The 23732-nt window shown below is 55.1% G+C and carries 18 protein-coding genes, 7 tRNA genes and 3 rRNA genes; 26 read left to right on the forward strand and 2 right to left on the reverse strand.

What is annotated here, in order from left to right:
* Nucleotides 1-55: 55 nt before the first annotated feature.
* The 4 genes from argC to erpA all read left to right on the forward strand — a co-directional run bounded on the left by argC (nt 56) and on the right by erpA (nt 2708).
* On the forward strand, nt 56-1093 hold the full coding sequence (gene argC / locus ACNSOI_RS02910; protein ID WP_106694535.1) for an N-acetyl-gamma-glutamyl-phosphate reductase: 1038 nt from the start codon (nt 56-58) through the stop codon (nt 1091-1093).
* 12 nt (nt 1094-1105) lie between these two features.
* On the forward strand, nt 1106-1846 hold the full coding sequence (locus tag ACNSOI_RS02915; protein ID WP_061333556.1) for a DUF6776 family protein: 741 nt from the start codon (nt 1106-1108) through the stop codon (nt 1844-1846).
* A 3-nt stretch (nt 1847-1849) separates the two neighbouring features.
* On the forward strand, nt 1850-2293 hold the full coding sequence (locus ACNSOI_RS02920; protein WP_061333557.1) for a bactofilin family protein: 444 nt from the start codon (nt 1850-1852) through the stop codon (nt 2291-2293).
* 61 nt (nt 2294-2354) lie between these two features.
* Nucleotides 2355-2708 (forward strand): iron-sulfur cluster insertion protein ErpA, encoded by a 354-nt coding sequence (gene erpA / locus ACNSOI_RS02925; RefSeq protein WP_061333558.1) that lies wholly within the window; start codon nt 2355-2357, stop codon nt 2706-2708.
* A gap of 4 nt (nt 2709-2712) precedes the next feature.
* Here the strand turns inward: erpA and ACNSOI_RS02930 are convergent, their stop codons facing one another.
* Both ACNSOI_RS02930 and ACNSOI_RS02935 read right to left on the reverse strand, forming a co-directional pair.
* Nucleotides 2713-3813, reverse strand: coding sequence for an anhydro-N-acetylmuramic acid kinase (locus ACNSOI_RS02930; protein ID WP_061333559.1), 1101 nt, complete (start codon nt 3811-3813; stop codon nt 2713-2715).
* A gap of 2 nt (nt 3814-3815) precedes the next feature.
* A complete protein-coding gene (locus ACNSOI_RS02935) occupies nt 3816-5207 on the reverse strand; it encodes an OapA family protein (RefSeq protein WP_106694499.1) in 1392 nt (463 codons plus the stop codon).
* A 313-nt stretch (nt 5208-5520) separates the two neighbouring features.
* Here ACNSOI_RS02935 and tyrS point away from each other — a divergent pair, with 313 nt between their 5' ends.
* From tyrS to rplK, 22 genes are all read left to right on the forward strand, one after another.
* Nucleotides 5521-6723 (forward strand): tyrosine--tRNA ligase, encoded by a 1203-nt coding sequence (tyrS, locus tag ACNSOI_RS02940; protein WP_420195110.1) that lies wholly within the window; start codon nt 5521-5523, stop codon nt 6721-6723.
* Nucleotides 6724-7200: 477 nt separating this feature from the next.
* Nucleotides 7201-8741: ribosomal RNA gene (locus ACNSOI_RS02945) — 16S ribosomal RNA — on the forward strand.
* A 111-nt stretch (nt 8742-8852) separates the two neighbouring features.
* Nucleotides 8853-8929 (forward strand) — tRNA-Ile (locus ACNSOI_RS02950).
* Nucleotides 8930-9053: 124 nt separating this feature from the next.
* Nucleotides 9054-9129 (forward strand) — tRNA-Ala (locus ACNSOI_RS02955).
* 315 nt (nt 9130-9444) lie between these two features.
* Nucleotides 9445-12336: ribosomal RNA gene (locus ACNSOI_RS02960) — 23S ribosomal RNA — on the forward strand.
* Nucleotides 12337-12442: 106 nt separating this feature from the next.
* A 5S ribosomal RNA gene (rrf, locus tag ACNSOI_RS02965) occupies nt 12443-12556 on the forward strand.
* The 16S, 23S and 5S rRNA genes sit together here with 2 tRNA genes alongside, the layout of an rRNA operon.
* Nucleotides 12557-12767: 211 nt before the next feature.
* Nucleotides 12768-13970, forward strand: coding sequence for a DUF6160 family protein (locus tag ACNSOI_RS02970; protein ID WP_106693784.1), 1203 nt, complete (start codon nt 12768-12770; stop codon nt 13968-13970).
* Nucleotides 13970-15055, forward strand: coding sequence for a hypothetical protein (locus ACNSOI_RS02975; protein WP_420195111.1), 1086 nt, complete (start codon nt 13970-13972; stop codon nt 15053-15055). The genes ACNSOI_RS02970 and ACNSOI_RS02975 overlap by 1 nt, the downstream gene beginning before the upstream one ends.
* Complete coding sequence (locus ACNSOI_RS02980) at nt 15052-15603, forward strand: DUF6160 family protein (RefSeq protein WP_374787731.1); 552 nt, start codon at nt 15052-15054, stop codon at nt 15601-15603. Before ACNSOI_RS02975 ends, ACNSOI_RS02980 begins: the two co-directional genes overlap by 4 nt.
* Nucleotides 15604-15614: 11 nt before the next feature.
* Nucleotides 15615-18014: a DUF6160 family protein gene (locus tag ACNSOI_RS02985; protein WP_420195112.1), complete on the forward strand. Its 2400-nt coding sequence runs from the start codon at nt 15615-15617 to the stop codon at nt 18012-18014.
* A gap of 115 nt (nt 18015-18129) precedes the next feature.
* Entirely contained in the window at nt 18130-19095 is a 966-nt protein-coding gene (locus ACNSOI_RS02990; protein ID WP_420195113.1) for a biotin--[acetyl-CoA-carboxylase] ligase, read from the forward strand.
* A complete protein-coding gene (locus ACNSOI_RS02995; protein WP_420195114.1) occupies nt 19092-19826 on the forward strand; it encodes a type III pantothenate kinase in 735 nt (244 codons plus the stop codon). Before ACNSOI_RS02990 ends, ACNSOI_RS02995 begins: the two co-directional genes overlap by 4 nt.
* On the forward strand, nt 19823-20461 hold the full coding sequence (locus tag ACNSOI_RS03000; protein WP_106693779.1) for a hypothetical protein: 639 nt from the start codon (nt 19823-19825) through the stop codon (nt 20459-20461). The genes ACNSOI_RS02995 and ACNSOI_RS03000 overlap by 4 nt, the downstream gene beginning before the upstream one ends.
* A gap of 31 nt (nt 20462-20492) precedes the next feature.
* Nucleotides 20493-20568, forward strand: a tRNA-Thr gene (locus ACNSOI_RS03005).
* A gap of 40 nt (nt 20569-20608) precedes the next feature.
* Nucleotides 20609-20692 (forward strand) — tRNA-Tyr (locus ACNSOI_RS03010).
* Between the two features lie 10 nt (nt 20693-20702).
* Nucleotides 20703-20777 (forward strand) — tRNA-Gly (locus tag ACNSOI_RS03015).
* A 13-nt stretch (nt 20778-20790) separates the two neighbouring features.
* Nucleotides 20791-20866: transfer RNA gene (locus tag ACNSOI_RS03020), tRNA-Thr, on the forward strand.
* 50 nt (nt 20867-20916) lie between these two features.
* Nucleotides 20917-22113, forward strand: coding sequence for an elongation factor Tu (tuf, locus tag ACNSOI_RS03025; protein ID WP_068351550.1), 1197 nt, complete (start codon nt 20917-20919; stop codon nt 22111-22113).
* 44 nt (nt 22114-22157) lie between these two features.
* Nucleotides 22158-22233 (forward strand) — tRNA-Trp (locus ACNSOI_RS03030).
* 33 nt (nt 22234-22266) lie between these two features.
* Entirely contained in the window at nt 22267-22635 is a 369-nt protein-coding gene (gene secE, locus ACNSOI_RS03035) for a preprotein translocase subunit SecE (RefSeq protein ID WP_072678396.1), read from the forward strand.
* 12 nt (nt 22636-22647) lie between these two features.
* The gene (nusG, locus tag ACNSOI_RS03040) at nt 22648-23181 is read left to right on the forward strand and encodes a transcription termination/antitermination protein NusG (protein ID WP_058092381.1); all 534 of its coding nucleotides are present in this window, start codon (nt 22648-22650) and stop codon (nt 23179-23181) included.
* A 119-nt stretch (nt 23182-23300) separates the two neighbouring features.
* On the forward strand, nt 23301-23732 hold the full coding sequence (gene rplK, locus ACNSOI_RS03045; RefSeq protein ID WP_058092380.1) for a 50S ribosomal protein L11: 432 nt from the start codon (nt 23301-23303) through the stop codon (nt 23730-23732).

Consider the following 23732-nt stretch of genomic DNA (forward strand, 5'->3'; position numbering starts at 1 on the left):
GGATTATCATGGTAGACTACTCGGGAATTCTGACCAGACCACGTTGGAGATGAGTGTGATTAAAATAGGCATCGTTGGGGGAACCGGGTACACCGGTGTTGAGCTGTTGCGGATTCTTGCCGTTCATCCGGACGCAGAAGTGAAATGCATCACTTCGCGCTCCGAGGCTGGTATGCCGGTGGCCGACATGTACCCCAATCTGCGAGGGCATTTTGACCTGGCCTTCTCGGAGCCTGATTCGGCGGTGCTGGCACAGTGCGACCTGGTGTTCTTTGCCACGCCTCACGGGGTTGCCATGCGCATGGTTCCGGAACTGATGGCCGCCGGCGTTCGTGTGGTAGACCTGTCTGCGGATTTCCGCCTGAAAGACCTGGATGTCTGGGCCCAGTGGTACGGTATGCCCCATGAAACACCGGAGTGGGCACAAAAAGCGGTTTATGGCCTGCCTGAGGTAGCACGTGACGCGATTCGCCAGGCCCAGTTGGTCGCCAACCCTGGTTGTTATCCCACGGCGGTGCAGCTTGGCTTCCTCCCCTTGCTCGAACAGGGGTTGGTAGACCCCAGCCGGCTGATTGCCGATGCCAAATCCGGTGCCAGCGGTGCCGGTCGCCAGGGCAACATCGGCATGCTACATGGTGAGATCGGTGAAAGCTTCAAGGCCTACGGTGCCTCCGGGCATCGGCACCTGCCGGAAATTCGCCAGGGCCTGAGTCTGGCAGCTACCGGTCCGGTGGGCGTAACCTTCGTGCCGCACCTGGTACCGATGATTCGGGGTATCGAGGCCACCTTGTATGCGGAGCTGTCGGAGCCTGCGGATTTTGATCGGCTCCAGGCCCTCTACGAAGAGCGCTACAAGACCGAGCCATTTGTGGATGTCATGCCTTTTGGCAGTCACCCGGAAACCCGCAGTGTTCGCGGCGGCAACCAGTGCCGGATGGCATTGCATCGCCAGGAGCAGAGCAATGTGGTGATTGTCTCCTCGGTCATCGACAACCTGGTCAAAGGCGCTGCCGGGCAGGCAGTGCAGAACATGAATATCATGTTTGGTCTTGACGAAACCCAGGGCCTGAAGGCTCCGGCACTTCTTCCTTGAGGGCAAGACAAGGTGAGTGATACCCGCAAACCGAACGATGAGTATGTGGTGATCCGTCACCGGCCGGGCTACCGCCTGCGCCGGACGATGATCCTGCTGGCTTTTACCGTGGTTGCCGCCATTGCAGGTTACGCTGCTGGAATGGCGCAGGGCGGGTTCCGGTTTTCATCTGCCGAAGCTTCAAACGAACAGCTGGCGCAGGAATTGCGCAGTCTGCGGGATCAGTTCCGCACCGCGCGGCAGAATCTGGTGAATCTTGAGCGCGGGCGGGCGATTGACGAACAGGCGCTGCGGGAAGCCAGGAACACCATCGTTGGGCTCGAAACCCGAATATCGGAGTTGGAGGCAGACCTGACGTTCTATCGGAATATCATGGCGCCCTCAGAGACGAGCAAAGGGCTGCAGGTTGACAGCTTTACGCTGGCGTCCGCCCGTGGCGATAACACCTATCGGTTCAAGATGGTGCTAACTCAGGTTGGCAATAACAACAGTTTTATTGCCGGGCAGGTGGCCGTGAATATCATAGGCCGGTTGGACGGTGAGAAAGAAGTGATTGCCTTGCGCGATCTGTCCGACGACATCGAGGATCTGGGGGTCAGGTTCCGGTTTCGGTACTTCCAGGATGTAGAGGGTACCTTGAACCTTCCCCAAGGCTTTGAGCCCTACGAAATCCAGGTGGTGGCGCAGGCGCAGGGGCGGAATGCCTCACAGGCAGAACGAACATTTGATTGGGCACAGTTAACTGGGAGCTGATACATGCTGGGCAAGAAAAAACAGAAACCGCGCCGTTCCGTTGGCCATTTCGATACCTTGATTTCATCCAGAACAACCATTGAGGGTGATGTACGCTTTTCGGGCGGCTTGCACGTGGATGGCAAAATCAAAGGTCGGGTGCTGGCGGAAGAGGGCAGTGACGCTGTGGTCCGGCTGTCGGAAGTGGGTGAAATCACCGGCGATATCACTGCGCCACACATTATTATCAATGGCAAGGTGAACGGTGACGTGCGCGCCACCAGCCACCTCGAACTGGCAGAGAACGCTGCCATTAACGGTAACGTATACTATCGTCTTATCGAGATGGCCATGGGGGCATCCGTGAACGGTAATCTGGTTCGTCAGGATGAAACCAGCGGCCTGCTGACTCACGATAAAGAGTCTGTGCTAAGTGCGGAGTCAGAGGGTGAGGGTAAATCCGAATAGTTGACTGTTTTAGTCGGGAATACCATAATCCTCTGACCGCTTTATCTCCCGGAGGCATACCTTGAGTGTAGTTCAACAGCAAATAGCCACACCGTTGTTCTTCAGCGACAGCGCTGTTGCCAAGGTTCGCGAGTTGATCGAGGAAGAGGAGAATCCTGATCTCAAACTGCGGGTGTTCGTAACAGGTGGCGGTTGTTCGGGGTTCCAGTACGGATTTTCGTTCGACGAGAATCAGGAAGACGACGATACCGTCATAGAGCGGGATGGAGTAAAGCTGTTGGTTGATTCCATGAGCTACCAATACCTCGTAGGCGCCACCATTGATTATCAGGAAGGCCTTCAGGGTTCACAGTTTGTTGTTCAGAATCCAAACGCCAGCTCCACCTGCGGTTGCGGCAGTTCGTTTTCCATCTGAAGCCTCAAGCCGGGTAAATCGCGCCCAACACCCGCGGGCCTCTGGCGCCGGTTACCTCAGGCAGGTTTCCCGGCTGGCCTTCAAGGGTTTGTCTGGCCAGCCAGGCAAATGCCACTGGCTCTACCCATTGCGGGTCCAACCCCAGATCAGCCGTTGTGGTCAGCGCTACCGACCCCAGTCCAACTCTGAGTTCATTCATCATTAACCGGTTGAACGTTCCGCCGCCGCAGGCGTAAACCGTCATGTTGGCGGACTCTTGTGGCAACTGCTTCAGAACGGTAATCACCGTCAGTTGTAAGAGGGTCCGTTGAACGTCTTCTGCAGCCAGATCGGGGAACCGCTGCAGGTGGGTACGGATCCAGTCAAGGTTGAAGCGCTCCTTGCCGGTGCTTTTCGGAGCTGGCTTGCTGAAATAGGCGTCGGAAAGCATGCTGCTCAACAGCTCCGAATGCACAGCGCCCTCGCTTGCCAGGTGTCCGGATTCATCATAGTGACGCCCGGTCTGGTCCAGGCACCAGGCATCAAGCAAGGCATTTGCCGGGCCGGTATCAAAACCGACCACGGGTTTTCGTCCGGCTGCGGGAAGCCAGGTGATATTGGCGATACCTCCGAGGTTCAGAATACAGCGGTCCTGCTCGTCCGAGGTAAACAGCCATTGATGGAAGGCCGGAACCAGTGGGGCGCCCTGACCACCTGCGGCCAGGTCTCTGCTGCGAAAATCCGAGACCGTGGTCAGTCCGGTGCTTTCCGCAATACAGGCGGCATTGCCAATCTGAAGTGAGAAGGGGGCAGGGCCGGCAGGTTGGTGGCGTACTGTTTGCCCGTGACTGCCAATGCCCTGAATATCCCGGAGTTTCAGGCCGGAGCGCCGGATCAGTTCCTTTGCGGTATGACCAAAGTGGTGGCCCACCAGTGTGTCCAATTCACCGAGTTCGTCAGTGTCTGACTGGTTTCGGGTGGCCAGCAGGAGCCTTTGTCTGAGTGGTTCAGGGTAGGGTAGCGAAAGCGTGGAATGAATATCCAGATGCCGGCCAGTGAAAGACACCAGCACCGCGTCAACCGCGTCCATGCTGGTGCCTGACATCAGGCCGAGCCAGTAGGTCATAATCAGTTGTCCGACGCCAGAGCCAGTTGGCGACCACTTTCGCGGAAACCATTGAACTGCGCCAGCCGCTGCTCGGTGAATTGGCGAAATCTTGCCATTTCAGCGCTTGGTACGGGCTTGGCGTCGGGCAGTTTCACGGTACGGGAGTTCTTGGCAACGCCATTCACCCGGAACTCGTAATGCAGATGAGGGCCGGTCACCATTCCGGACGAGCCAACATAGCCAATGGTGTCTCCCTGTTTTACCCGTGTGCCATTCTTGATGCCTTTACCCAGTCGGCTCATATGAGCATACAGGGTGGTGATGTTGTCGCCATGCTGCAAAACCACGGTGCGGCCATAGCCGCCTTTCCAGCCGGCAAACTGCACTCGCCCACTGCCGGCTGCCTTGATCGGTGTGCCCGGGGGCGCGGCATAGTCGGTTCCCTCGTGGGGTCTGACCACGTCCAGCACGGGGTGTCGGCGTTGCAGGTTGAAGGGCGATGACACGCGGGCGTTGATTGGAACCCTCAGGAACGCCTTACGCATACTTTTGCCTTCCGGCGTGTAATAGTCACTCTCGCCGTTTTTGTCTGTATACAGCAGAGCCACATTCTCAGTACCGCGGTTGATGAAACGTGCGGAAAGAATCCGGCCGGTATCAAATTTTTTACCGTCGATGTACAGCTCTTCGTACACTACCTCAAAGCTGTCACCCTTGCGGACATCGTAGACAAAGTCGATGTCCCAACCGAAGATCCCGGCCAGTTCCATGGTGAGCCGGTCATTCAGTCCTGCGTCCCTGGCAGCAAGATAGAGGGAACCGTCAATGACGCCGGCGGCAAATGCCGGGCGCGGCTCCGGTTTGCGAACTTCTGTGTTGCCAAGGAAGCCGTTGTCGGTCTTTGAGATCTTGAGAGTTTCCAAGCGGCTGCGTTGCAGCTCCACGGCCACTAGCTGCCCCTCACTGTCAACACCGAAGCGAATGTCTTCCCCGGCGTAAAGGCGCTGAAGCTTGCCTGCTTCGCCTTCACCATGAATGACCGACAGCATGATGCCATCGTTGAAACCTGCTTTGCGAAACAGCGAAGACAGTGTGTCGCCGGACTTTACACGAAATTCCTGCCAGTCGACCTTCGGGACATCGGGTTTCGATGTGCGCCCGGCCTGAGCGATTGGTTCGCCGGCACTTTGCGCTTTGTCCTCTGAGGGCTGAGTGTCGGTGGCTTCCTGTGTCTGGGCGGGCCTGGTGTCTTTCGATGCCGCGCCAGACGCCAGGCCCTCTTCGAGGTCAATGGTGTAGGACATGCGCTTGGCTTCGACGTCAGCGCTGGGGCTCATCAGCACAGCGGCAGAGACAACAATCGTCGCTGCTGCTGCCAGAGTAATATGTGTTTTGGGGAATGTTTTAAGCACGTGGCTCACCCGTTTTCATCGGTATTCCAGCAAGTTGTACTAGCTAATTAAAGCGCTAGATCAAGTAAAGTCAAACAGATTACCGCATCTGACATTATCAGGACAGTGTCGAACATTACGGTTGAGCGGGTGTCTGGTCGTACAAAACTGCCTGCCGCTGGTATAATGCCGGTCCTTTTATTGCTCGGTTTGGTTGAAAACTGAGCAGTCACACTTTAGCAAGGGTGTCGGTTAAACACAGATTTGTTTTGTTGAGGTCTGTAACTGCCGCCGGCAAACCCTGACACCAAGTCAAACTGGGGACGAAAGGTTCATGGCAACAATTGAGGAAGCGTTGGCCGTTATCAAGCGCGGTATTGACGAGCTGATTCCCGAAGAGGATTTGATTGCAAAGCTTAAAGAAGATCGGCCGCTGAGGATCAAGGCGGGTTTCGATCCGACCGCACCTGATTTGCACCTCGGCCACACCGTGCTAATCAACAAGCTTCGCCAGTTTCAGGATCTTGGCCATGAAATCATCTTCCTTATTGGTGACTTCACGGGAATGATCGGCGATCCAACCGGAAAAAGCGCAACCCGTCCTCCTTTAACAGAAGAGCAGGTGCGCAAGAACGCCATTACCTATAAAGAGCAGGTGTTCAAGATTCTGGACCCGGAGAAAACCCGGGTTGTATTCAATTCCGAATGGATGAGCCAGATGAATGCCGCGAGCATGATCCAGCTCGCGGGCCAGTATACGGTTGCACGGATGCTCGAGCGTGATGATTTCACCAAGCGTTACAGAGCTGAGCAGCCAATTGCCATTCATGAGTTCCTGTATCCGCTGATTCAGGGCTACGACTCCGTAGCGCTTGAAGCTGATGTGGAGCTCGGTGGTACTGACCAGAAGTTTAATTTGCTGATGGGGCGGATTCTCCAGAAGCATTATGGTCAGGCGCCCCAGGCCATTATTACCGTTCCGATTCTTGAGGGGTTGGACGGTGTGCAGAAGATGTCCAAGTCGTTGGGCAACTATGTTGGGGTTAGTGATTCACCCGGAGAGATGTACACCAAGCTGTTGTCGATGCCGGATGAGTTGCTGTGGCGTTACTTCGAATTGCTGAGCTTCCGGCCAATGGCGGAAGTGGAGCAGTTCCGTACTGAGGTAGGAGCTGGTGCCAACCCGCAGGACTATAAAAAACTCCTGGCTGAAGAGCTGATTACTCGCTTCCATGACGAAGAGGCCGCGAAAACCGCTCACAAGTCTGCCGGCAACCGGGTTGCGCTTGGGGAGATTCCGGAAAACGTGCCACTGGTAGAAGTCTCTCTCGAGGGGCAGGATGAAATGCCGATGGCAGCCGTCCTTCGCCTGGCTGGGCTGGTAAAGAATGGCGCTGCTGCTAGAGATGTTCTTGGTCGTGGTGCTGTCTATATAGATGGCAAACAGTTTGAAGGTGATCGCAGGTTTGTCAAAGGTGATGATTGCGTTGTCCAGGCGGGTAAAAAGAAGATTGCCCGGGTGGTCATTGTCGAGTGAAGTGAGGCTGGTTGCGACCAATTTGAAAAAATTTCAGATTGGTCGTTGACTCCTCAGCAGAGGTCTGTAGAATGCGCATCTCGCTTGAGGGGCTGGCCACTGAGAAGAGGCAAAACCTCAGCGATAACTGCTTGAAAGCACTGAAGAAAAAGTTCGAAAGATTCTTCAGAAAGCGGTTGACAGGAAGGCGGTTCAGTGTAGAATGCGCACCTCGAAACAGGCAGTAAGCCGGACAGTTTTTCGGCGGTTTTCGGAAGCGGAAACAGCGAAAAATAAACGGTTGACAGGGCAGCGGAACGATGTAGAATACGCGGCCTTGATTGAGCAACAGCTCAAACGCTCTTTAAAAAGTTAACCAAGTAATTCGTGTGGGCGCTGGCCGAGGTATTTCGGATACGAAATATCAGGACAGTGACTCGTCGAAATTGAGTTTTGTCTTGAGCAAGAATTAAGAACTTTCGAGTTCTTGTATGATTTAAACTGAAGAGTTTGATCATGGCTCAGATTGAACGCTGGCGGCAGGCTTAACACATGCAAGTCGAGCGGTAACAGGGGGTGCTTGCACCCCGCTGACGAGCGGCGGACGGGTGAGTAATGCTTAGGAATCTGCCCAGTAGTGGGGGATAGCCCGGGGAAACCCGGATTAATACCGCATACGTCCTACGGGAGAAAGCAGGGGATCTTCGGACCTTGCGCTACTGGATGAGCCTAAGTCGGATTAGCTAGTTGGTGGGGTAAAGGCCTACCAAGGCGACGATCCGTAGCTGGTCTGAGAGGATGATCAGCCACATCGGGACTGAGACACGGCCCGAACTCCTACGGGAGGCAGCAGTGGGGAATATTGGACAATGGGGGCAACCCTGATCCAGCCATGCCGCGTGTGTGAAGAAGGCTTTCGGGTTGTAAAGCACTTTCAGCGAGGAGGAAGGCTCTGAAGTTAATACCTTCAGGGATTGACGTTACTCGCAGAAGAAGCACCGGCTAACTCCGTGCCAGCAGCCGCGGTAATACGGAGGGTGCAAGCGTTAATCGGAATTACTGGGCGTAAAGCGCGCGTAGGTGGTTAGGTAAGCGAGATGTGAAAGCCCCGGGCTTAACCTGGGAACGGCATTTCGAACTGTCTGACTAGAGTGTGGTAGAGGGTAGTGGAATTTCCTGTGTAGCGGTGAAATGCGTAGATATAGGAAGGAACACCAGTGGCGAAGGCGGCTACCTGGACCAACACTGACACTGAGGTGCGAAAGCGTGGGGAGCAAACAGGATTAGATACCCTGGTAGTCCACGCCGTAAACGATGTCAACTAGCCGTTGGGACTCTTGAAGTCTTAGTGGCGCAGCTAACGCACTAAGTTGACCGCCTGGGGAGTACGGCCGCAAGGTTAAAACTCAAATGAATTGACGGGGGCCCGCACAAGCGGTGGAGCATGTGGTTTAATTCGACGCAACGCGAAGAACCTTACCTGGCCTTGACATCCAGAGAACTTTCCAGAGATGGATTGGTGCCTTCGGGAACTCTGAGACAGGTGCTGCATGGCCGTCGTCAGCTCGTGTCGTGAGATGTTGGGTTAAGTCCCGTAACGAGCGCAACCCCTATCCCTGGTTGCTAGCAGGTAATGCTGAGAACTCCAGGGAGACTGCCGGTGACAAACCGGAGGAAGGTGGGGATGACGTCAGGTCATCATGGCCCTTACGGCCAGGGCTACACACGTGCTACAATGGCGCGTACAGAGGGCTGCCAACTCGCGAGAGTGCGCCAATCCCTTAAAACGCGTCGTAGTCCGGATCGGAGTCTGCAACTCGACTCCGTGAAGTCGGAATCGCTAGTAATCGCGAATCAGAATGTCGCGGTGAATACGTTCCCGGGCCTTGTACACACCGCCCGTCACACCATGGGAGTGGATTGCACCAGAAGTAGTTAGTCTAACCTTCGGGAGGACGATTACCACGGTGTGGTTCATGACTGGGGTGAAGTCGTAACAAGGTAGCCGTAGGGGAACCTGCGGCTGGATCACCTCCTTAAACGAAGCCGAATGCTTCGGTCAGAGTCCACACGAATTACTTGGTTGGCTAATAAAGAGAGCAAAAGGGTCTTTCAGACCCGACTTGGCTTGTTGTATGACAAGCAAAACCGGGTCTGTAGCTCAGGTGGTTAGAGCGCACCCCTGATAAGGGTGAGGTCGGTGGTTCAAGTCCACCCAGACCCACCAAAATCGCTCAGCTCGTCGTTGCTTCCAGGCTCACGTGCTACTCGCACGCTACACCTGAAAGCGCCTAGATCTGAACGATTTTCCGAGTACGGCATCTGGCCGGCTTGGTGAGTGGTTTCGATGAGGGGCTATAGCTCAGCTGGGAGAGCGCCTGCCTTGCACGCAGGAGGTCGGCAGTTCGATCCTGCCTAGCTCCACCAAACTTTACTGACTAACTCCGGTTAGCAGTGTGCAGAAACAAGTATTTCGATTTAATGACATCGGTTGTTAAGCGAAGTCCTTCTTTCTGATCACTGGGTCAGATTTGCTCTTTAACAAATTGGACGAGATAGAACACGAATAGATTTCTCTCATTATCTCCGAGAGAAACTGTTCAAAGTGATAGCGATTTCAAGCGTTATCCGGTGTTGTCGTTGAAGTGGTTGTTATATCGCTTCAAGGAACTGTCTCCAGTTATCGTCTTCCTGGTTTACCAGGCGGTCGATGGATGGAACACAGTTGTCTTGGGGTTATATAGTCAAGCAACTAAGCGCATACGGTGGATGCCTTGGCAGTCAGAGGCGATGAAAGACGTGGAAGCCTGCGATAAGGTTCGGGGAGCTGGCAAACGAGCTGTGATCCGGACATCTCTGAATGGGGAAACCCACCTGGTTTCGGCCAGGTATCTTACACTGAATCCATAGGTGTAAGAGGCGAACCGGGGGAACTGAAACATCTAAGTACCCCGAGGAAAAGAAATCAACCGAGATTCCCTAAGTAGCGGCGAGCGAACGGGGACCAGCCCTTAAGCTGGACAACTGGTAGGAGAAGGCTCTGGAAAGTGCCGCCATAGTGGGTGATAGCCCCGTATCCGAAACCTGAGTCCAGTGAAATCGAGTAGGTCGGCGCACGAGAAACGTTGACTGAACATGGGGGGACCATCCTCCAAGGCTAAATACTCCTGACTGACCGATAGTGAACCAGTACCGTGAGGGAAAGGCGAAAAGAACCCCTGTGAGGGGAGTGAAATAGACCCTGAAACCGTATGCGTACAAGCAGTCGGAGCAGACTTGTTCTGTGACGGCGTACCTTTTGTATAATGGGTCAGCGACTTATGTTCAGTGGCGAGGTTAACCGTTTAGGGGAGCCGTAGGGAAACCGAGTCTGAATAGGGCGAATTAGTCGCTGGGCATAGACCCGAAACCGGGCGATCTATCCATGAGCAGGTTGAAGGTGCCGTAACAGGCACTGGAGGACCGAACCCACTGTCGTTGAAAAGCCAGGGGATGACTTGTGGATCGGAGTGAAAGGCTAATCAAGCCCGGAGATAGCTGGTTCTCCCCGAAAGCTATTTAGGTAGCGCCTCGGACGAATACCACAGGGGGTAGAGCACTGTTTCGGCTAGGGGGTCATCTCGACTTACCAACCCGATGCAAACTCCGAATACCTGTGAGTACTATCCGGGAGACACACGGCGGGTGCTAACGTCCGTCGTGAAGAGGGAAACAACCCAGACCGCCAGCTAAGGTCCCAAAGTACCAGTTAAGTGGGAAACGATGTGGGAAGGCTCAGACAGCTAGGAGGTTGGCTTAGAAGCAGCCATCCTTTAAAGAAAGCGTAATAGCTCACTAGTCGAGTCGGCCTGCGCGGAAGATGTAACGGGGCTCAAACTGGTCACCGAAGCTGCGGCTGCATACTTTGTATGCGGGGTAGGGGAGCGTTCTGTAAGCCTGCGAAGGTGTGTTGAGAAGCATGCTGGAGGTATCAGAAGTGCGAATGCTGACATGAGTAACGACAATGCGGGTGAAAAACCCGCACGCCGGAAGACCAAGGGTTCCTGCGCAACGCTAATCGGCGCAGGGTGAGTCGGCCCCTAAGGCGAGACCGAAAGGTGTAGTCGATGGGAAACGGGTTAATATTCCCGTACCTTGGATAGCTGCGATGGAGAGACGGAGAAGGCTAGGTGAGCCGGGCGACGGTTGTCCCGGTTTAAGCGAGTAGGGAGTGGACTTAGGCAAATCCGGGTCCACAATCCTGAGACGCGACGACGAGTGCCCAAGGGCGCGAAGTCATTGATGCCCTGCTTCCAGGAAAATCTTCTAAGCTTCAGGCTATTCGAGACCGTACCCCAAACCGACACAGGTGGTCAGGTAGAGAATACCAAGGCGCTTGAGAGAACTCGGGTAAAGGAACTAGGCAAAATGGTGCCGTAACTTCGGGAGAAGGCACGCCGGTGTGTACGTGAAGCCCCTGCGGGTGGAGCGGAAGCCGGTCGAAGATACCAGGCCCCTGCGACTGTTTATTAAAAACACAGCACTCTGCAAACACGTAAGTGGACGTATAGGGTGTGACGCCTGCCCGGTGCCGGAAGGTTAATTGATGGGGTTAGCACTCGTGCGAAGCTCTTGATCGAAGCCCCGGTAAACGGCGGCCGTAACTATAACGGTCCTAAGGTAGCGAAATTCCTTGTCGGGTAAGTTCCGACCTGCACGAATGGCGTAACGATGGGGGCGCTGTCTCTACCCGAGACTCAGTGAAATTGAAATCGCCGTGAAGATGCGGTGTATCCGCGGCTAGACGGAAAGACCCCGTGAACCTTTACTATAGCTTCACAGTGAACTTTGAGCATGCTTGTGTAGGATAGCTGGGAGGCTTTGAACCCGGGACGCCAGTTCCGGTGGAGCCAACCTTGAAATACCAGCCTGGCATGTTTGAGGTTCTAACTCTGACCCCTTATCGGGGTTGAGGACACTGTGTGGTGGGTAGTTTGACTGGGGCGGTCTCCTCCCAAAGCGTAACGGAGGAGCACAAAGGTGGGCTAAGTACGGTCGGACATCGTACGGTTAGTGTAATGGCACAAGCCCGCTTGACTGCGAGACAGACACGTCGAGCAGGTACGAAAGTAGGTCATAGTGATCCGGTGGTTCTGTATGGAAGGGCCATCGCTCAACGGATAAAAGGTACTCCGGGGATAACAGGCTGATACCGCCCAAGAGTTCACATCGACGGCGGTGTTTGGCACCTCGATGTCGGCTCATCACATCCTGGGGCTGAAGCCGGTCCCAAGGGTATGGCTGTTCGCCATTTAAAGTGGTACGCGAGCTGGGTTTAGAACGTCGTGAGACAGTTCGGTCCCTATCTGCCGTGGACGTTGGAGATTTGAGGAAAGCTGCTCCTAGTACGAGAGGACCGGAGTGGACGAACCGCTGGTGTTCGGGTTGTGTCGCCAGACGCATTGCCCGGTAGCTATGTTCGGACAGGATAACCGCTGAAAGCATCTAAGCGGGAAGCCCCTTCCAAGATGAGATCTCCCTGAGGCCTTGAGCCTCCTGAAGAGCCGTTCAAGACCAGGACGTTGATAGGCTGGGTGTGTAAGCGCTGTGAGGCGTTGAGCTAACCAGTACTAATTGCTCGTGCGGCTTGACTATATAACACCCAAGACAATTGCGGATAACGCAGAGCAGGGCAAACGCCACGCTCCATAGAAATCAACATCACGTTCCATCTCGTCCTTCCCAGTGATCATCCGTTTTGCCTGACGACCATAGCGGTCTGGAACCACCTGATCCCATCCCGAACTCAGAAGTGAAACAGACCAGCGCCGATGGTAGTGTGGTTCGCCCATGTGAGAGTAGGTCATCGTCAGGCTCTTAATACCAAAGCCCCAGCATCCTTGATGTTGGGGCTTTTTTATTTGTGTTTTCGAAAGTATGACTCGCCGCACAGCTACAACCTGCAAACAAAGTTAACATTCGGTAAAGACTGGCCGACCCAGAATATAAAAAGAGCCAGCTTCAGAGACACTCATCAGTCATTCAATCGATGCCGTCAATAACAAGAAACGGCGCAGGGTGTGGCTATGAGTAAAAAACTGCAGGCACTTGTTGTTGCCATTGTTTCCCTGCCGGTATCCGCCGAAGCAGGTCTTCAGCCTATTTCCGATGAGCAGATGTCGGAAGTCACCGGGCAAGCATTCCTTTCGGTTGATCGCCAATACCATCCCGATCCGGACAACACTACCTCTTATACCCGCGTTAACCTTGGCATGGACATAGAAATCCAGACCAATGTTGATGTTCTGGAGCTTGGCCGTTATGAACGGGAAGGTGAGAAGGCCGGCTCATCGGACGTCTTGATAAGGGATTTTGCGCTCGGCTATATCAACAACCAGGCCTACTATCAACGTAACCCCAAGGCGGCGAGACAATATCGTCCGGATGGCTCTTCTTATAACGAGAACGAAATCGTTCCGTTCATGATCGATAACCCCTTTTTCGAGTTTGCATTTGATGAGGCGACCAACGAAGTGGTTGGTGTTCGCCTTGGCTTTGGTGATGCAATGGGAGTGCTGTCGGGTAAGATCGAAACCCTGACGGGTAATGTGAATGTGGACATTATTGATCGGGGCGAAGGGCTGCGGGATGCCAGTTCCAGCGGTAACTTCTTTGATCAACTGATTGTTTTGCTGACCCCTCTTCTGGAAGGCGGAAGTCCCCTGGCAACCAAAGCGCAGCTGGTCTACGGCGATGATAACGATCCTCGGGTGGGTGAGCTTGACCCAATAAGAGCAGAGTACATCGGTATCCCCAACGGCGAAAAATTCGTTCTGGAGAACGCGGGCAGCTTCACCCGCTGGTCGGTTAAAAACCTGATTGGCTGGGGTTCGAGCTCGGAGATAGAGGTTCCCAATTGTTCATTCTTTAGCTGCGGCTCCGGTGATATCTACGTGTATGCCGATGGCTGCAGGGTGTTGGGCATTGACGCCTGTTTTGATCTGGATATCTACAACAGCTTCCCTATAGGGCAGGTAGAAGAGGTAAACGGAGAGCGTAGGCTCACCGGCCCTGCGGACGGAGCGTTCATTTCTTTCCAGACCAAAGATCTGGATTGGCTGAAAGACGTTAAGAAAAGCGATCTGACGGTGGAGGACTTTATCCGGGCGACCTCAGGAGCCTTCTTTAATATTCCGAACGGTGCCACCGAGGTTAACCTGAACGAAGCCCTGAATGGGACCGACCGGTATCGTACTGAGTATATCGACCGCGGCCGGGGGCTGTTCTGATGAACGGGCGTAGGCTGTCCTGTAAAGCAGGCTTCGGCTATGCCTTTGCTGGCGTGTTTCTTGTTTTGGTTGCTATTACTCCGGCCTCCGCCCTGGCGGAGCTGGAGCGGCTCGCCGAGTCGGAGATGTCTGAGATAGATGGCGCAGGTATTGGTCTGGTATTCGATAACTTTACCTTTTCCCACGGCACTGACCGGCCGGACGCTGACGGCAACCAGGCTCGCATCTTCCGTATATCCGGTATCAAGAGCACCGATGGTCGGGAAGTGGATATCACGGTCAATCACCTGTATATCGCAGGCGCCAATTCAAATTACGGGGAAAACCTGACGCCGGTGAATCTTGGCAGGCTGGTTAATCCTTGGCGAATCGATATTGTTGACGGAAATGGCATTGGTGTTCCCGATAAGGCGGTTCTTGAACTGGCCGCGCCGAGCAAGATTCCGGGAGCTGAAGGGTTCGACTGCATGGGCGCCTCTGCCGCCGCCGGCAGTGGCCAATGTTCCAGTCGACCGGCCACAGCTGACTGGATTGGCGAGCGGGCAGATATCGGTATGCAGATGAATGTCGCCGTTGGCGATGACCGTTCAGCGAATCTCAATATCCATGCCCGAAGTGCTGTTATTGACGGGAGTTATCTGCGTTTGTGGGGTGATGACCAGCGCAGCCAGATGGCGGGGCAGTTCAAGCTCAACTTCTATTCACCCGAAGTGTCCATCAATGCCTGTACCCAAGACGGCACCGCTTGTGGTTCCCGGATTACCATGTCGGATTTTGCCTTGGAGCTGGCGATTGGTAACAGTTTACAGCCGATATTTTTCGACGTTGATGGCGGCGGAAATTTCATCCTGGAGGTGGAAACCATTCGCTCCCCGGGCGCCGGCCAAATTGCTGCAAACGGACTGAGGGCCGGGAGTAATGCCCAAACCTGGGATTTCTACCAGGATTACTACAGCAACCCTGAGTATCGAAGTAACCTCCAGATCGGCAACTTCAGCGTTGGCGACCGTGATTTCGGCGCTGCACGGGTTGAGGGCATGCTGATACAGCATTTGCAAATACAGACAAAGGATCTGGCGCCATGACTATTCCATATGCGCTCCCTGTACTCGCGCTGTCTCTGGCGGCAGTCCTCACCTTGCCGGCCAGAGCCGAGATGGCTCCGCTGGAAGATGAGGCCTTGTCGAAGGTAGCGGGACAGGGCGGAATTTATCTGTCGGGTGACATCAGCATCAATGAAATGGGCGGGCCGGTAGAGAATGCTTACTTTGGCCGTTGCGATGAAACGGACAAAAAATGCGGTGCCCGGTTTGCCTATCGCTTGAAAGAAGACGGTGGCTGGATGGTTCTTGATGAAATTCGGGGGCTGTTTGCGTTCGAGGGGTTAACGCTAAGGGTAAGAAAGATCGATTCCGGGTTTGGCGGCGACGGCGAGCTGTTTGATCGGGATGTGATTGAACTGGGATTGCCAGATACCGTTCGGTTTACCGATGTGCATTTCAAGGTCGCAGCCAGCAGTACTGCCAGGCCGACCGATCCGGGGTTCATCCAGACCGATATTTTTGCGGTGCAGATGCAGGGTGATGTCATCATGCAGGGCAACCTGCTGGTCTTTCCGGACGGAAACCCATGAGGAAAAGCCTAATGGCCATGACAGATGCTCGTCTTTCCACGGCTCCTCTTTTATTGGTATCGATGGTGCCCGTGCTCGTTAACCCTGTGGCTGCCATGGAGCGGTTGGATGATACCGCCCTATCAAAGATTCAGGGGCAGAGCGGTATCACATTGGAGATGGAGTTGAACCTCTCCGCCGACCGCCTCTCCTATTATGATGATGGCAAGGGTGTGCATCTTGAGGGTATGCGCGTTGGATCGTCCAGGGGAGATAATGCGGGGGCGTTCCATCGGGTAAAGGTTGACATTGGGGCCGATGCATCATTGAACCTCGATTATCTGGTAGAGGATCGAAGAGTCGAGTTTTCAGATATACGCCTGGCCGGAGCCCCCGGTGTGGGTATGGGGGGGATATTCTTTGATCACTCCCTGCAGGGTAGCCTGCGTATTCGACAAGGTGGGGCTGTGGGCGGCAGTGGTTACACCTTCGATACCGCCTACACCATGACGGGTGGGCGATTGGGATACCGAACCAATGGCAACAGCGTCTTCCTGGATGATATCACCATGGACGTCCAGGCTCTTGGGGTTACGCTGGATGTTGTGGGGGACACGCTGCAGCTGGTTTCCCCGGAGGTGATTGGCAACTGGAGCGTTGGTGCCATTCGCTACAGCAACGAACCGGGCAATTACGGCCAAAGTTTTAGTTCTGCCACGGGGCTGCCCTTGCCAAGCTACGGTGGGCTGCAGGGGCACTACGAGCTATCCTCCGTGACCGACATTCGGGCCGGTGGCCGGTCGGGTGAGGGGTTAAGGCTGGATAATGAAACCATCATCCACACGGCATCGTTTATCTATCTGGATGATGGCAACGGCCTGGCTTTGCGGGATATCACCGGTGACTATCGCATACGCGACCTTCGCCTGGATGTTTCAGAGGACGGGCGTGGTCGACCTGCGGTTGCGCTTACCCTTGGTGGATTGCAGGGTAATCTGAATATCGGCTCTATAGAGGTGGGCAGTAGCGGCCAAAGCTTTGGCTCGCTGAATCTGTCGTTTTTACTGGAAGACCAGATATTCAACGGTCGAACCTATCGCAATGAGTTGTATCTCCAGGGTGGAGGGCACCCTGACGCCGGCCCGCAGGGACTGCGCATGGCAACGGAGTGGAGTTTGCGCCTCGCTGATCTGAGCTACACGGAAGATGGCAATCGTGTGATCTTCAGCGGTCTGCAATCCTGGGGATCGGGGGATGTCACCGTCAATGTCACGCGCAACGAAGTACGTAATGGCACACGGTTCTACGATGGCCTGCGAATTGGCTTTGAAGGCCTGGAAGCGGGTTATCGTATCAACGGGCTGAGAGTTGGCAGTGATGACGCACCGCTTCAGGGCGGTACCGAGTTGCTGTTGGCGCTGGGATTCTACCCCGCCTATGAGTTTGAACTGGATGGGCATATAACCCTGGGTGCCGGCGGCGCCTCGGGAGAGGGGCTCACAATCAATTCCGACATCCAGATTCGGGATGGTAAGGCAGCGGTGATCGCGGCTCCCTATGATGAAGGTAATGGCGAAATCGCCCAGAAGGGACTTTGGCTGACGGAAATGACTTATGACGGTCACGTCCGGGATATGACCCTGGATGTGACCGAAGAGGGGCTGGCCATTGGCACCGGGGAGTCCTGGAGCACCATGGATATCGGCAATGTGCGGGTGGGCACCAAGGACCACGGCGCCAGTATGGGACGGTTACGAATTCAAAAATATCAGACCGGCAGCACGGCTTTGGTGAAGCCCGGAGGGGTCGGAGATATCTGTGTCGGGGGGGCTGGTAGTTCTGAGGGGGCCTGTGTGGCCGCCGGCGGGCAGTGGGAGACTCGGGGCAGCGAGGGTGTGACCATCGACATGGTGCAGGTTCTGGCTCGAGCCGAGGGCGACGATAAGAAGAACGCCTTGATGTGGGAGAGTAATCGCGCCGTGGATAGTCAGGGAAGGCCAATAAACAACACCGGTATGAAGTTGTTGGTTAACGATATCTATACCAGTGATGGCGGTGACTTTGATGGTGATGGCGTTGAAGACAATCGCTTCGGGATTCGAACCGATCTGTCGGTGGATGTCTACCAGACCAGGGTTACCAAAAAAGAGGATGGGCCTGACGCCCAGGGCGTCGTGGGAAGCCGCGGCGATGAGAAAATCATGAGCCCCGGGTCGGCGGCTGGGTACCGGTATGTAGCCAATCCAGGCCCGGGAGACGTTGCTAACCGCCCCCTTGGTTTTGCGGTAAAGGCAGATACCCGTTTCAAGGAGCTCTCAATCAATAACATCGATCTGATCCATCCTGTCGGCGGCAGTCAAACGGTTGTCTACGGAGCGAAATTCCAGAATGTAGATATCCGTGCGAACCTGACCGCAACCCCCATACCCTGACGATTCAGGGGGCCGGTTATGGCAAACGGGCAGTCAAGGCGACTGTCCTTTTTGTGTTTTTGGCTGTCCTGTTGTTTAATCCGGGCTGTTCCATGTCGCCTCCGGAAGTTGTTTCATGAAATCCAGCTCGCTGCTATCCCTTCTTGAAGATTGTCGAATCCATTCCGGCGAATCGCTGGCGCAAACGCTCGGTATTTCCCGAACGGCGGTCTGGAAGCAGATTCGCAAGGCGCAAGCCGAAGGCGTGGAAATCAGAACCATCCGCGGGCAGGGTTATCAGCTCATCTCTACGTTGGATCTCCTGGCAAGTGACCGCATTCGGCAAGCACTGCCGGAGCGCCTGCATAACGTCATTGCCCTTGATGTTCTGGATACCGTTGACTCAACCAACGCGGAAGTGGCGCGACGGTTGACCTCGGAGTTGAAAGGCGTGCCGGTGGTGGTGGCTGACAGCCAGACTGCAGGTCGTGGCCGCCGGGGGCGTCAATGGGTGAGTCCGCAAGGAGAAAACCTTTATCTGAGCCTGGGGTTGAGTGTTCAGGGCGGGTTTTCTGCCCTCGACGGTATGAGCCTTGTATTGGGGGTGGCGGTCAGTCGGGCCCTGTCGACCTTTGGGGCAACGGATGCCGGTTTGAAGTGGCCCAATGATCTGTTCTACGGTGACCGGAAGCTCGGCGGGATACTGGTTGAGATTCAGGGAGAGCTTCAGGACGGAGAAGTGCAGGTTATTGCTGGTATAGGGATTAACGTGCATATGAAGCAGGCTGAGTTGGTCGACCAGCCATGGATAAGTCTGGCCGAGGCATGGCCGGATGTCGTTTGGACGCGAAATGCTCTGACGGCGGCCATTGTGTCGGAGGTAGTAGAGATTATCGCGCAGTTCGAACGTCAGGGCTTTGCCCCGTTCAGGGATGAATGGCAGGCACGGGATATCTTTTTCAGCAAAGATCTGGTGGCCAGAGATGGCGGCGTTGAGGGTAGAGGTGCTGGTATTGATGCCGCAGGCAACTATCAGGTTGATACCCCTGAGGGGCTGGTGCCCGTCAGGGCCGGAGATATCAGCTTGCGGGTGCGATCATGATTCTTTTGCTGGACTGTGGCAACACCCGGGTAAAATGGCGCCTCATGGCCGATGGAGTCGTCGTGCATGACGGTGGGGGAGCCCTGGAAGAAACAGTGACTTTTACTGATTTGATAACGTACGCCCGCAAGATAGATCGTGTTGCCGTATCGACAGTCGCATCGGAACAGAGCCGACTGCGCCTAGAGGAGCGCTTGGCAACCGTTACCTCTGCCCCGGTTCGATACCACTGGGCGGAGGTGAGCCGGGACGGGCTCAGGAATTCCTACCAGGAAGTGGCCAAAATGGGTGCCGACCGATGGCACGCAATGGTGGCCGCGTGGGTTGGCGCCCGGCGCAGTTTCGCCGTCGTGGATGCGGGCAGTGCAGTGACTATTGACTATGTCGATGGCCAGGGCCAGCACCTGGGCGGGTATATTCTGCCAGGGCTGCATATGATGCGACGGAGCCTCAAGCTGGATGCCGCCCGCATTGGATTCGAATACGACGAACAGATCAACGCTGCGCCGGGCCAGTCCACCGGTGAGTGCGCAAACCACGGTCTCGCATGGCTGACAGAGAGCCTCGTTCAGCGTCTGCATGGTGATGTTGGTCGACTCGGGCTGGAACGAGTTGTTTTAACCGGCGGAGATGCGGGTCGTTTTCAGTCGTTGGGTCTGAAGGCGGAGCATCGGCCTGGTCTGGTGCTGGAGGGGGTGGAAATCGTCGATCTTCAGGAATCGCAGGCATGAGGCTGGTTGCGTTGGTGTTGTTGCTGGCCAACCTGGCTGTCTGGTTTGCCCCCGGCTTGATTCCGCCGGTCACCTATGAGGCGTCGGCCGGTGGTATTTTGCCTCGCGTTGCAAGCCTGAAAGTGTCCGATTCGAGTGAGCAGGCTCCGCTACCTCCCACGGAGTGTGTCAGGGTCGGTTGGTTTGACTCCCGCGAGGACGCCACTGCATTTGCAGAACGGGTTGGCGAGCATTTCCGCATTGAGGAGCGAGAGCGGGAGCTGCCGCCGCTGAATTGGGTGATGATCCCTCCGCAGCCCAGGGAGGTGGCGCTATCCCAGTTTCGCGATCTCTTTAGTCGTGGCGTGGAGTCTTATGTGGTGACAGAGGGTGAGTACCGAAACGCCATCTCGCTTGGCCTGTTTGAGTCGAGGGCAGCAGCAGAGTCTGTGCTGGAGGAAAAAAAACAGCAGAATCTCAATGTAGTGCTAGTCAACTTCCCCCGAAATCGTATAGGATACGCCCTCGTTTTTGATGTTGAGCCAGCAAGGGAAACCGAGGTGGTTCAGGCGGTTGAGGCGGAAAGTCACAGCAATTTCGACTTCGTTGAAATCTACGCTTGTGAAGGTGTTGCATCACCAGAAAAAAATCCGTAGTATACCGCCCTCGCTGAACAGGCGAATGTGAGCTGGCGTAGCTCAGTTGGTAGAGCAGCTGACTTGTAATCAGCAGGTCGGGGGTTCGATTCCGTCCGCCAGCTCCACTTTAAGTTTTGAGCAGATTTGCGGTTGCAGATCTGTACGGGAGGGGTTCCCGAGTGGCCAAAGGGATCAGACTGTAAATCTGACGCGAAAGCTTCGCAGGTTCGAATCCTGCCCCCTCCACCACTAATTGCTCGCGGGCATCGTATAGTGGCTATTACCTCAGCCTTCCAAGCTGATGACGTGGGTTCGATTCCCACTGCCCGCTCCAATTTGGTTTCAATGCTCATGTAGCTCAGTCGGTAGAGCACATCCTTGGTAAGGATGAGGTCACCGGTTCAATTCCGGTCATGAGCTCCATTTTTATCCGGTCAACGTTACGATCCTGGTTGATTAGGGAGATTGGTCGAATGTCTAAAGCAAAGTTTGAGCGTAACAAGCCGCACGTAAACGTGGGCACCATTGGTCACGTTGACCATGGTAAGACCACTCTGACAGCCGCCCTGACTCGTGTATGTCACGAAGTATGGGGTACTGGTGAGAGCCGTGCTTTCGATCAGATCGATAACGCACCGGAAGAGCGTGCGCGTGGTATCACCATCGCGACCTCTCACGTTGAGTACGATTCTCCGACCCGTCACTACGCACACGTAGACTGCCCGGGCCACGCGGATTATGTTAAGAACATGATCACCGGTGCGGCCCAGATGGACGGCGCTATCCTGGTTTGCTCCGCAGCTGACGGCCCCATGCCGCAGACTCGTGAGCACATCCTGCTGTCCCGTCAGGTTGGTGTACCGTTCATCGTTGTGTTCCTGAACAAAGCGGACATGGTAGACGATGAAGAGCTGCTTGAGCTGGTGGAGATGGAAGTTCGTGACCTGCTGAGCCAGTACGACTTCCCGGGTGACGACACTCCGATCATCACCGGTTCTGCGCTGATGGCTCTGGAAGGTAAAGACGACAACGAGATGGGTACTACCGCTGTTAAGAAGCTGGTAGAAGCCCTGGACGACTACATCCCTGAGCCGGAGCGTGCGATTGATCAGCCGTTCCTGATGCCGATCGAGGACGTATTCTCCATCTCTGGTCGTGGTACCGTTGTTACCGGTCGTGTAGAGCGTGGCATCATCAAAGTAGGTGACGAAGTGGAAATCGTGGGTATCCGCGACACCACCAAGACCACCTGTACTGGTGTTGAGATGTTCCGCAAGCTGCTGGACGAAGGTCGTGCCGGTGAGAACGTAGGTGTTCTGCTGCGTGGTACCAAGCGTGACGACGTTGAGCGTGGTCAGGTTCTGTGTGTGCCGGGCTCCATCAAGCCGCACACCAAGTTCGAGTGTGAAGTGTACGTACTGTCCAAAGAAGAAGGTGGTCGTCATACTCCGTTCTTCAAGGGCTACCGTCCGCAGTTCTACTTCCGGACTACTGATGTAACCGGTTCTTGTGAACTGCCGGAAGGCGTTGAAATGGTAATGCCGGGTGACAACGTGAAAATGACTGTTACCCTGATCGCTCCGATCGCCATGGAGGATGGTCTGCGCTTCGCGATTCGCGAAGGCGGCCGTACCGTTGGTGCCGGCGTGGTCTCCAAGATCATCGAGTAACCTTCGGGTTACTCGTTGTTTGTTGCGCTGAGTTGTTTCGGTGCAGGCCAGTAGCTCAATTGGCAGAGCAGCGGTCTCCAAAACCGCAGGTTGGGGGTTCGATTCCCTCCTGGCCTGCCATTTTTCAACATCCGGATACATAAGTTGATTCCTATGGAGTCAAAAGCCGTTCAGTCAGCCGGCCGTTTCGATACCGTGAAATGGCTGGTTGTTTTCGTTTTGATTGCCGTCGGCGTTGTCGGTAATCAGTACTTCAGTGCCGAGTCCGTGCTATATCGGGTTCTGGCTCTTGTTGCGCTAGGCTTGGTTGCTGCGTTTGTGGCGTTGCAAACCGAGCGGGGGCGGCGTTTTGCCACCCTGTTAAAAGAAGCGCGTGTCGAGATCCGGAAAGTCGTCTGGCCGACCAGGCCAGAGTTGATTCAGACCACCATCATTGTGGTTGTGTTTGTTCTGGTAGTGGCGCTTATTTTGTGGGGCATGGATTCGCTGATCAGTTGGCTGGTCGCCGGATTTATCGGTTAACGGGAGTGGGCAATGGCTAAGCGCTGGTACGTCGTTCATGCGTATTCTGGCTTTGAGAAGCATGTAATGCGCACTCTTAAAGAGCGTGTGGCGCTCGAGCAGATGGAAGACAAGTTCGGCGAAATCCTGGTTCCGACTGAAGAAGTGGTCGAAATGCGGGACGGGAAGAAGCGCAAGAGTGAGCGCAAGTTTTATCCCGGCTACGTACTGGTCCAGATGGAAATGGACGACGCCTCGTGGCATCTTGTCAAGAATACACCTCGGGTACTGGGCTTTATCGGCGGTACCAAAGACAAGCCGGCTCCGATTACTGAGCGCGAGGCTGAGGCTATTCTGCGTCGTGTTGAAAGTGGTGCAGACAAGCCCAAGCCCAAGACGCTGTTCGAGCCAGGTGAAATTGTTCGCGTTGTTGAAGGTCCGTTTGCAGACTTCAACGGTGTGGTAGAAGAAGTCGACTACGAGAAGAGTCGAGTGAAGGTTGCCGTTCTTATCTTTGGCCGTTCTACTCCGGTTGAGCTGGAGTTCGGGCAGGTCGAAAAAGACTGATGGCGGCTTTGAAAATTGAAAGCTCGCGCGCTACGGCGACGCGGGCTTTTTGTGTCTGCTTAAAGCAGTTGTGAAAAACCGGGGAGCCGAAAGGCGTTCGAACCCACAGGAGATCTATCATGGCAAAGAAGATTGAAGCCTATATCAAGCTTCAGGTTGCTGCCGGTCAGGCCAACCCGAGTCCCCCCGTTGGTCCTGCGCTGGGTCAGCGTGGTGTTAACATCATGGAATTCTGTAAGGCGTTCAACGCCAAGACTCAGGGCATGGAGCCTGGTCTGCCAATTCCGACCGTTATCACCGTTTACAGTGATCGCAGCTTCACATTCATCACCAAGACCCCGCCTGCGCCGGTCCTGCTGAAGAAGGCCGCTGGCATTAAGAGTGGCTCTGGTCGTCCGAACACTGACAAAGTGGGTACGGTTACCCGTGCTCAGCTGGAAGAAATCGCCAAGACCAAAGAGCCGGACATGACTGCTGCCGATATGGAAGCAGCCGTTCGCACCATCGCTGGTACTGCCCGCAGCATGGGCCTGAACGTGGAGGGTCTGTAA

It is taken from the genome of Marinobacter sp. GH_1 (assembly GCF_048595985.1).
Classification (GTDB): domain Bacteria; phylum Pseudomonadota; class Gammaproteobacteria; order Pseudomonadales; family Oleiphilaceae; genus Marinobacter; species Marinobacter shengliensis.

Coding starts and splice junctions, on each gene's coding strand:
- ACNSOI_RS02975 (WP_420195111.1), top strand. CDS start 13,970: ATGAACGGGCGTAGGCTGTCCTGTAAAGCAGGCTTCGGCTATGCCTTT.
- ACNSOI_RS02920 (WP_061333557.1), top strand. CDS start 1,850: ATGCTGGGCAAGAAAAAACAGAAACCGCGCCGTTCCGTTGGCCATTTC.
- ACNSOI_RS03000 (WP_106693779.1), top strand. CDS start 19,823: ATGAGGCTGGTTGCGTTGGTGTTGTTGCTGGCCAACCTGGCTGTCTGG.
- ACNSOI_RS02990 (WP_420195113.1), top strand. CDS start 18,130: ATGAAATCCAGCTCGCTGCTATCCCTTCTTGAAGATTGTCGAATCCAT.
- nusG (WP_058092381.1), top strand. CDS start 22,648: ATGGCTAAGCGCTGGTACGTCGTTCATGCGTATTCTGGCTTTGAGAAG.
- ACNSOI_RS02970 (WP_106693784.1), top strand. CDS start 12,768: ATGAGTAAAAAACTGCAGGCACTTGTTGTTGCCATTGTTTCCCTGCCG.
- secE (WP_072678396.1), top strand. CDS start 22,267: ATGGAGTCAAAAGCCGTTCAGTCAGCCGGCCGTTTCGATACCGTGAAA.
- ACNSOI_RS02930 (WP_061333559.1), bottom strand. CDS start 3,813: ATGACCTACTGGCTCGGCCTGATGTCAGGCACCAGCATGGACGCGGTT.
- ACNSOI_RS02985 (WP_420195112.1), top strand. CDS start 15,615: ATGGCCATGACAGATGCTCGTCTTTCCACGGCTCCTCTTTTATTGGTA.
- rplK (WP_058092380.1), top strand. CDS start 23,301: ATGGCAAAGAAGATTGAAGCCTATATCAAGCTTCAGGTTGCTGCCGGT.
- ACNSOI_RS02995 (WP_420195114.1), top strand. CDS start 19,092: ATGATTCTTTTGCTGGACTGTGGCAACACCCGGGTAAAATGGCGCCTC.
- tyrS (WP_420195110.1), top strand. CDS start 5,521: ATGGCAACAATTGAGGAAGCGTTGGCCGTTATCAAGCGCGGTATTGAC.
- tuf (WP_068351550.1), top strand. CDS start 20,917: ATGTCTAAAGCAAAGTTTGAGCGTAACAAGCCGCACGTAAACGTGGGC.
- ACNSOI_RS02980 (WP_374787731.1), top strand. CDS start 15,052: ATGACTATTCCATATGCGCTCCCTGTACTCGCGCTGTCTCTGGCGGCA.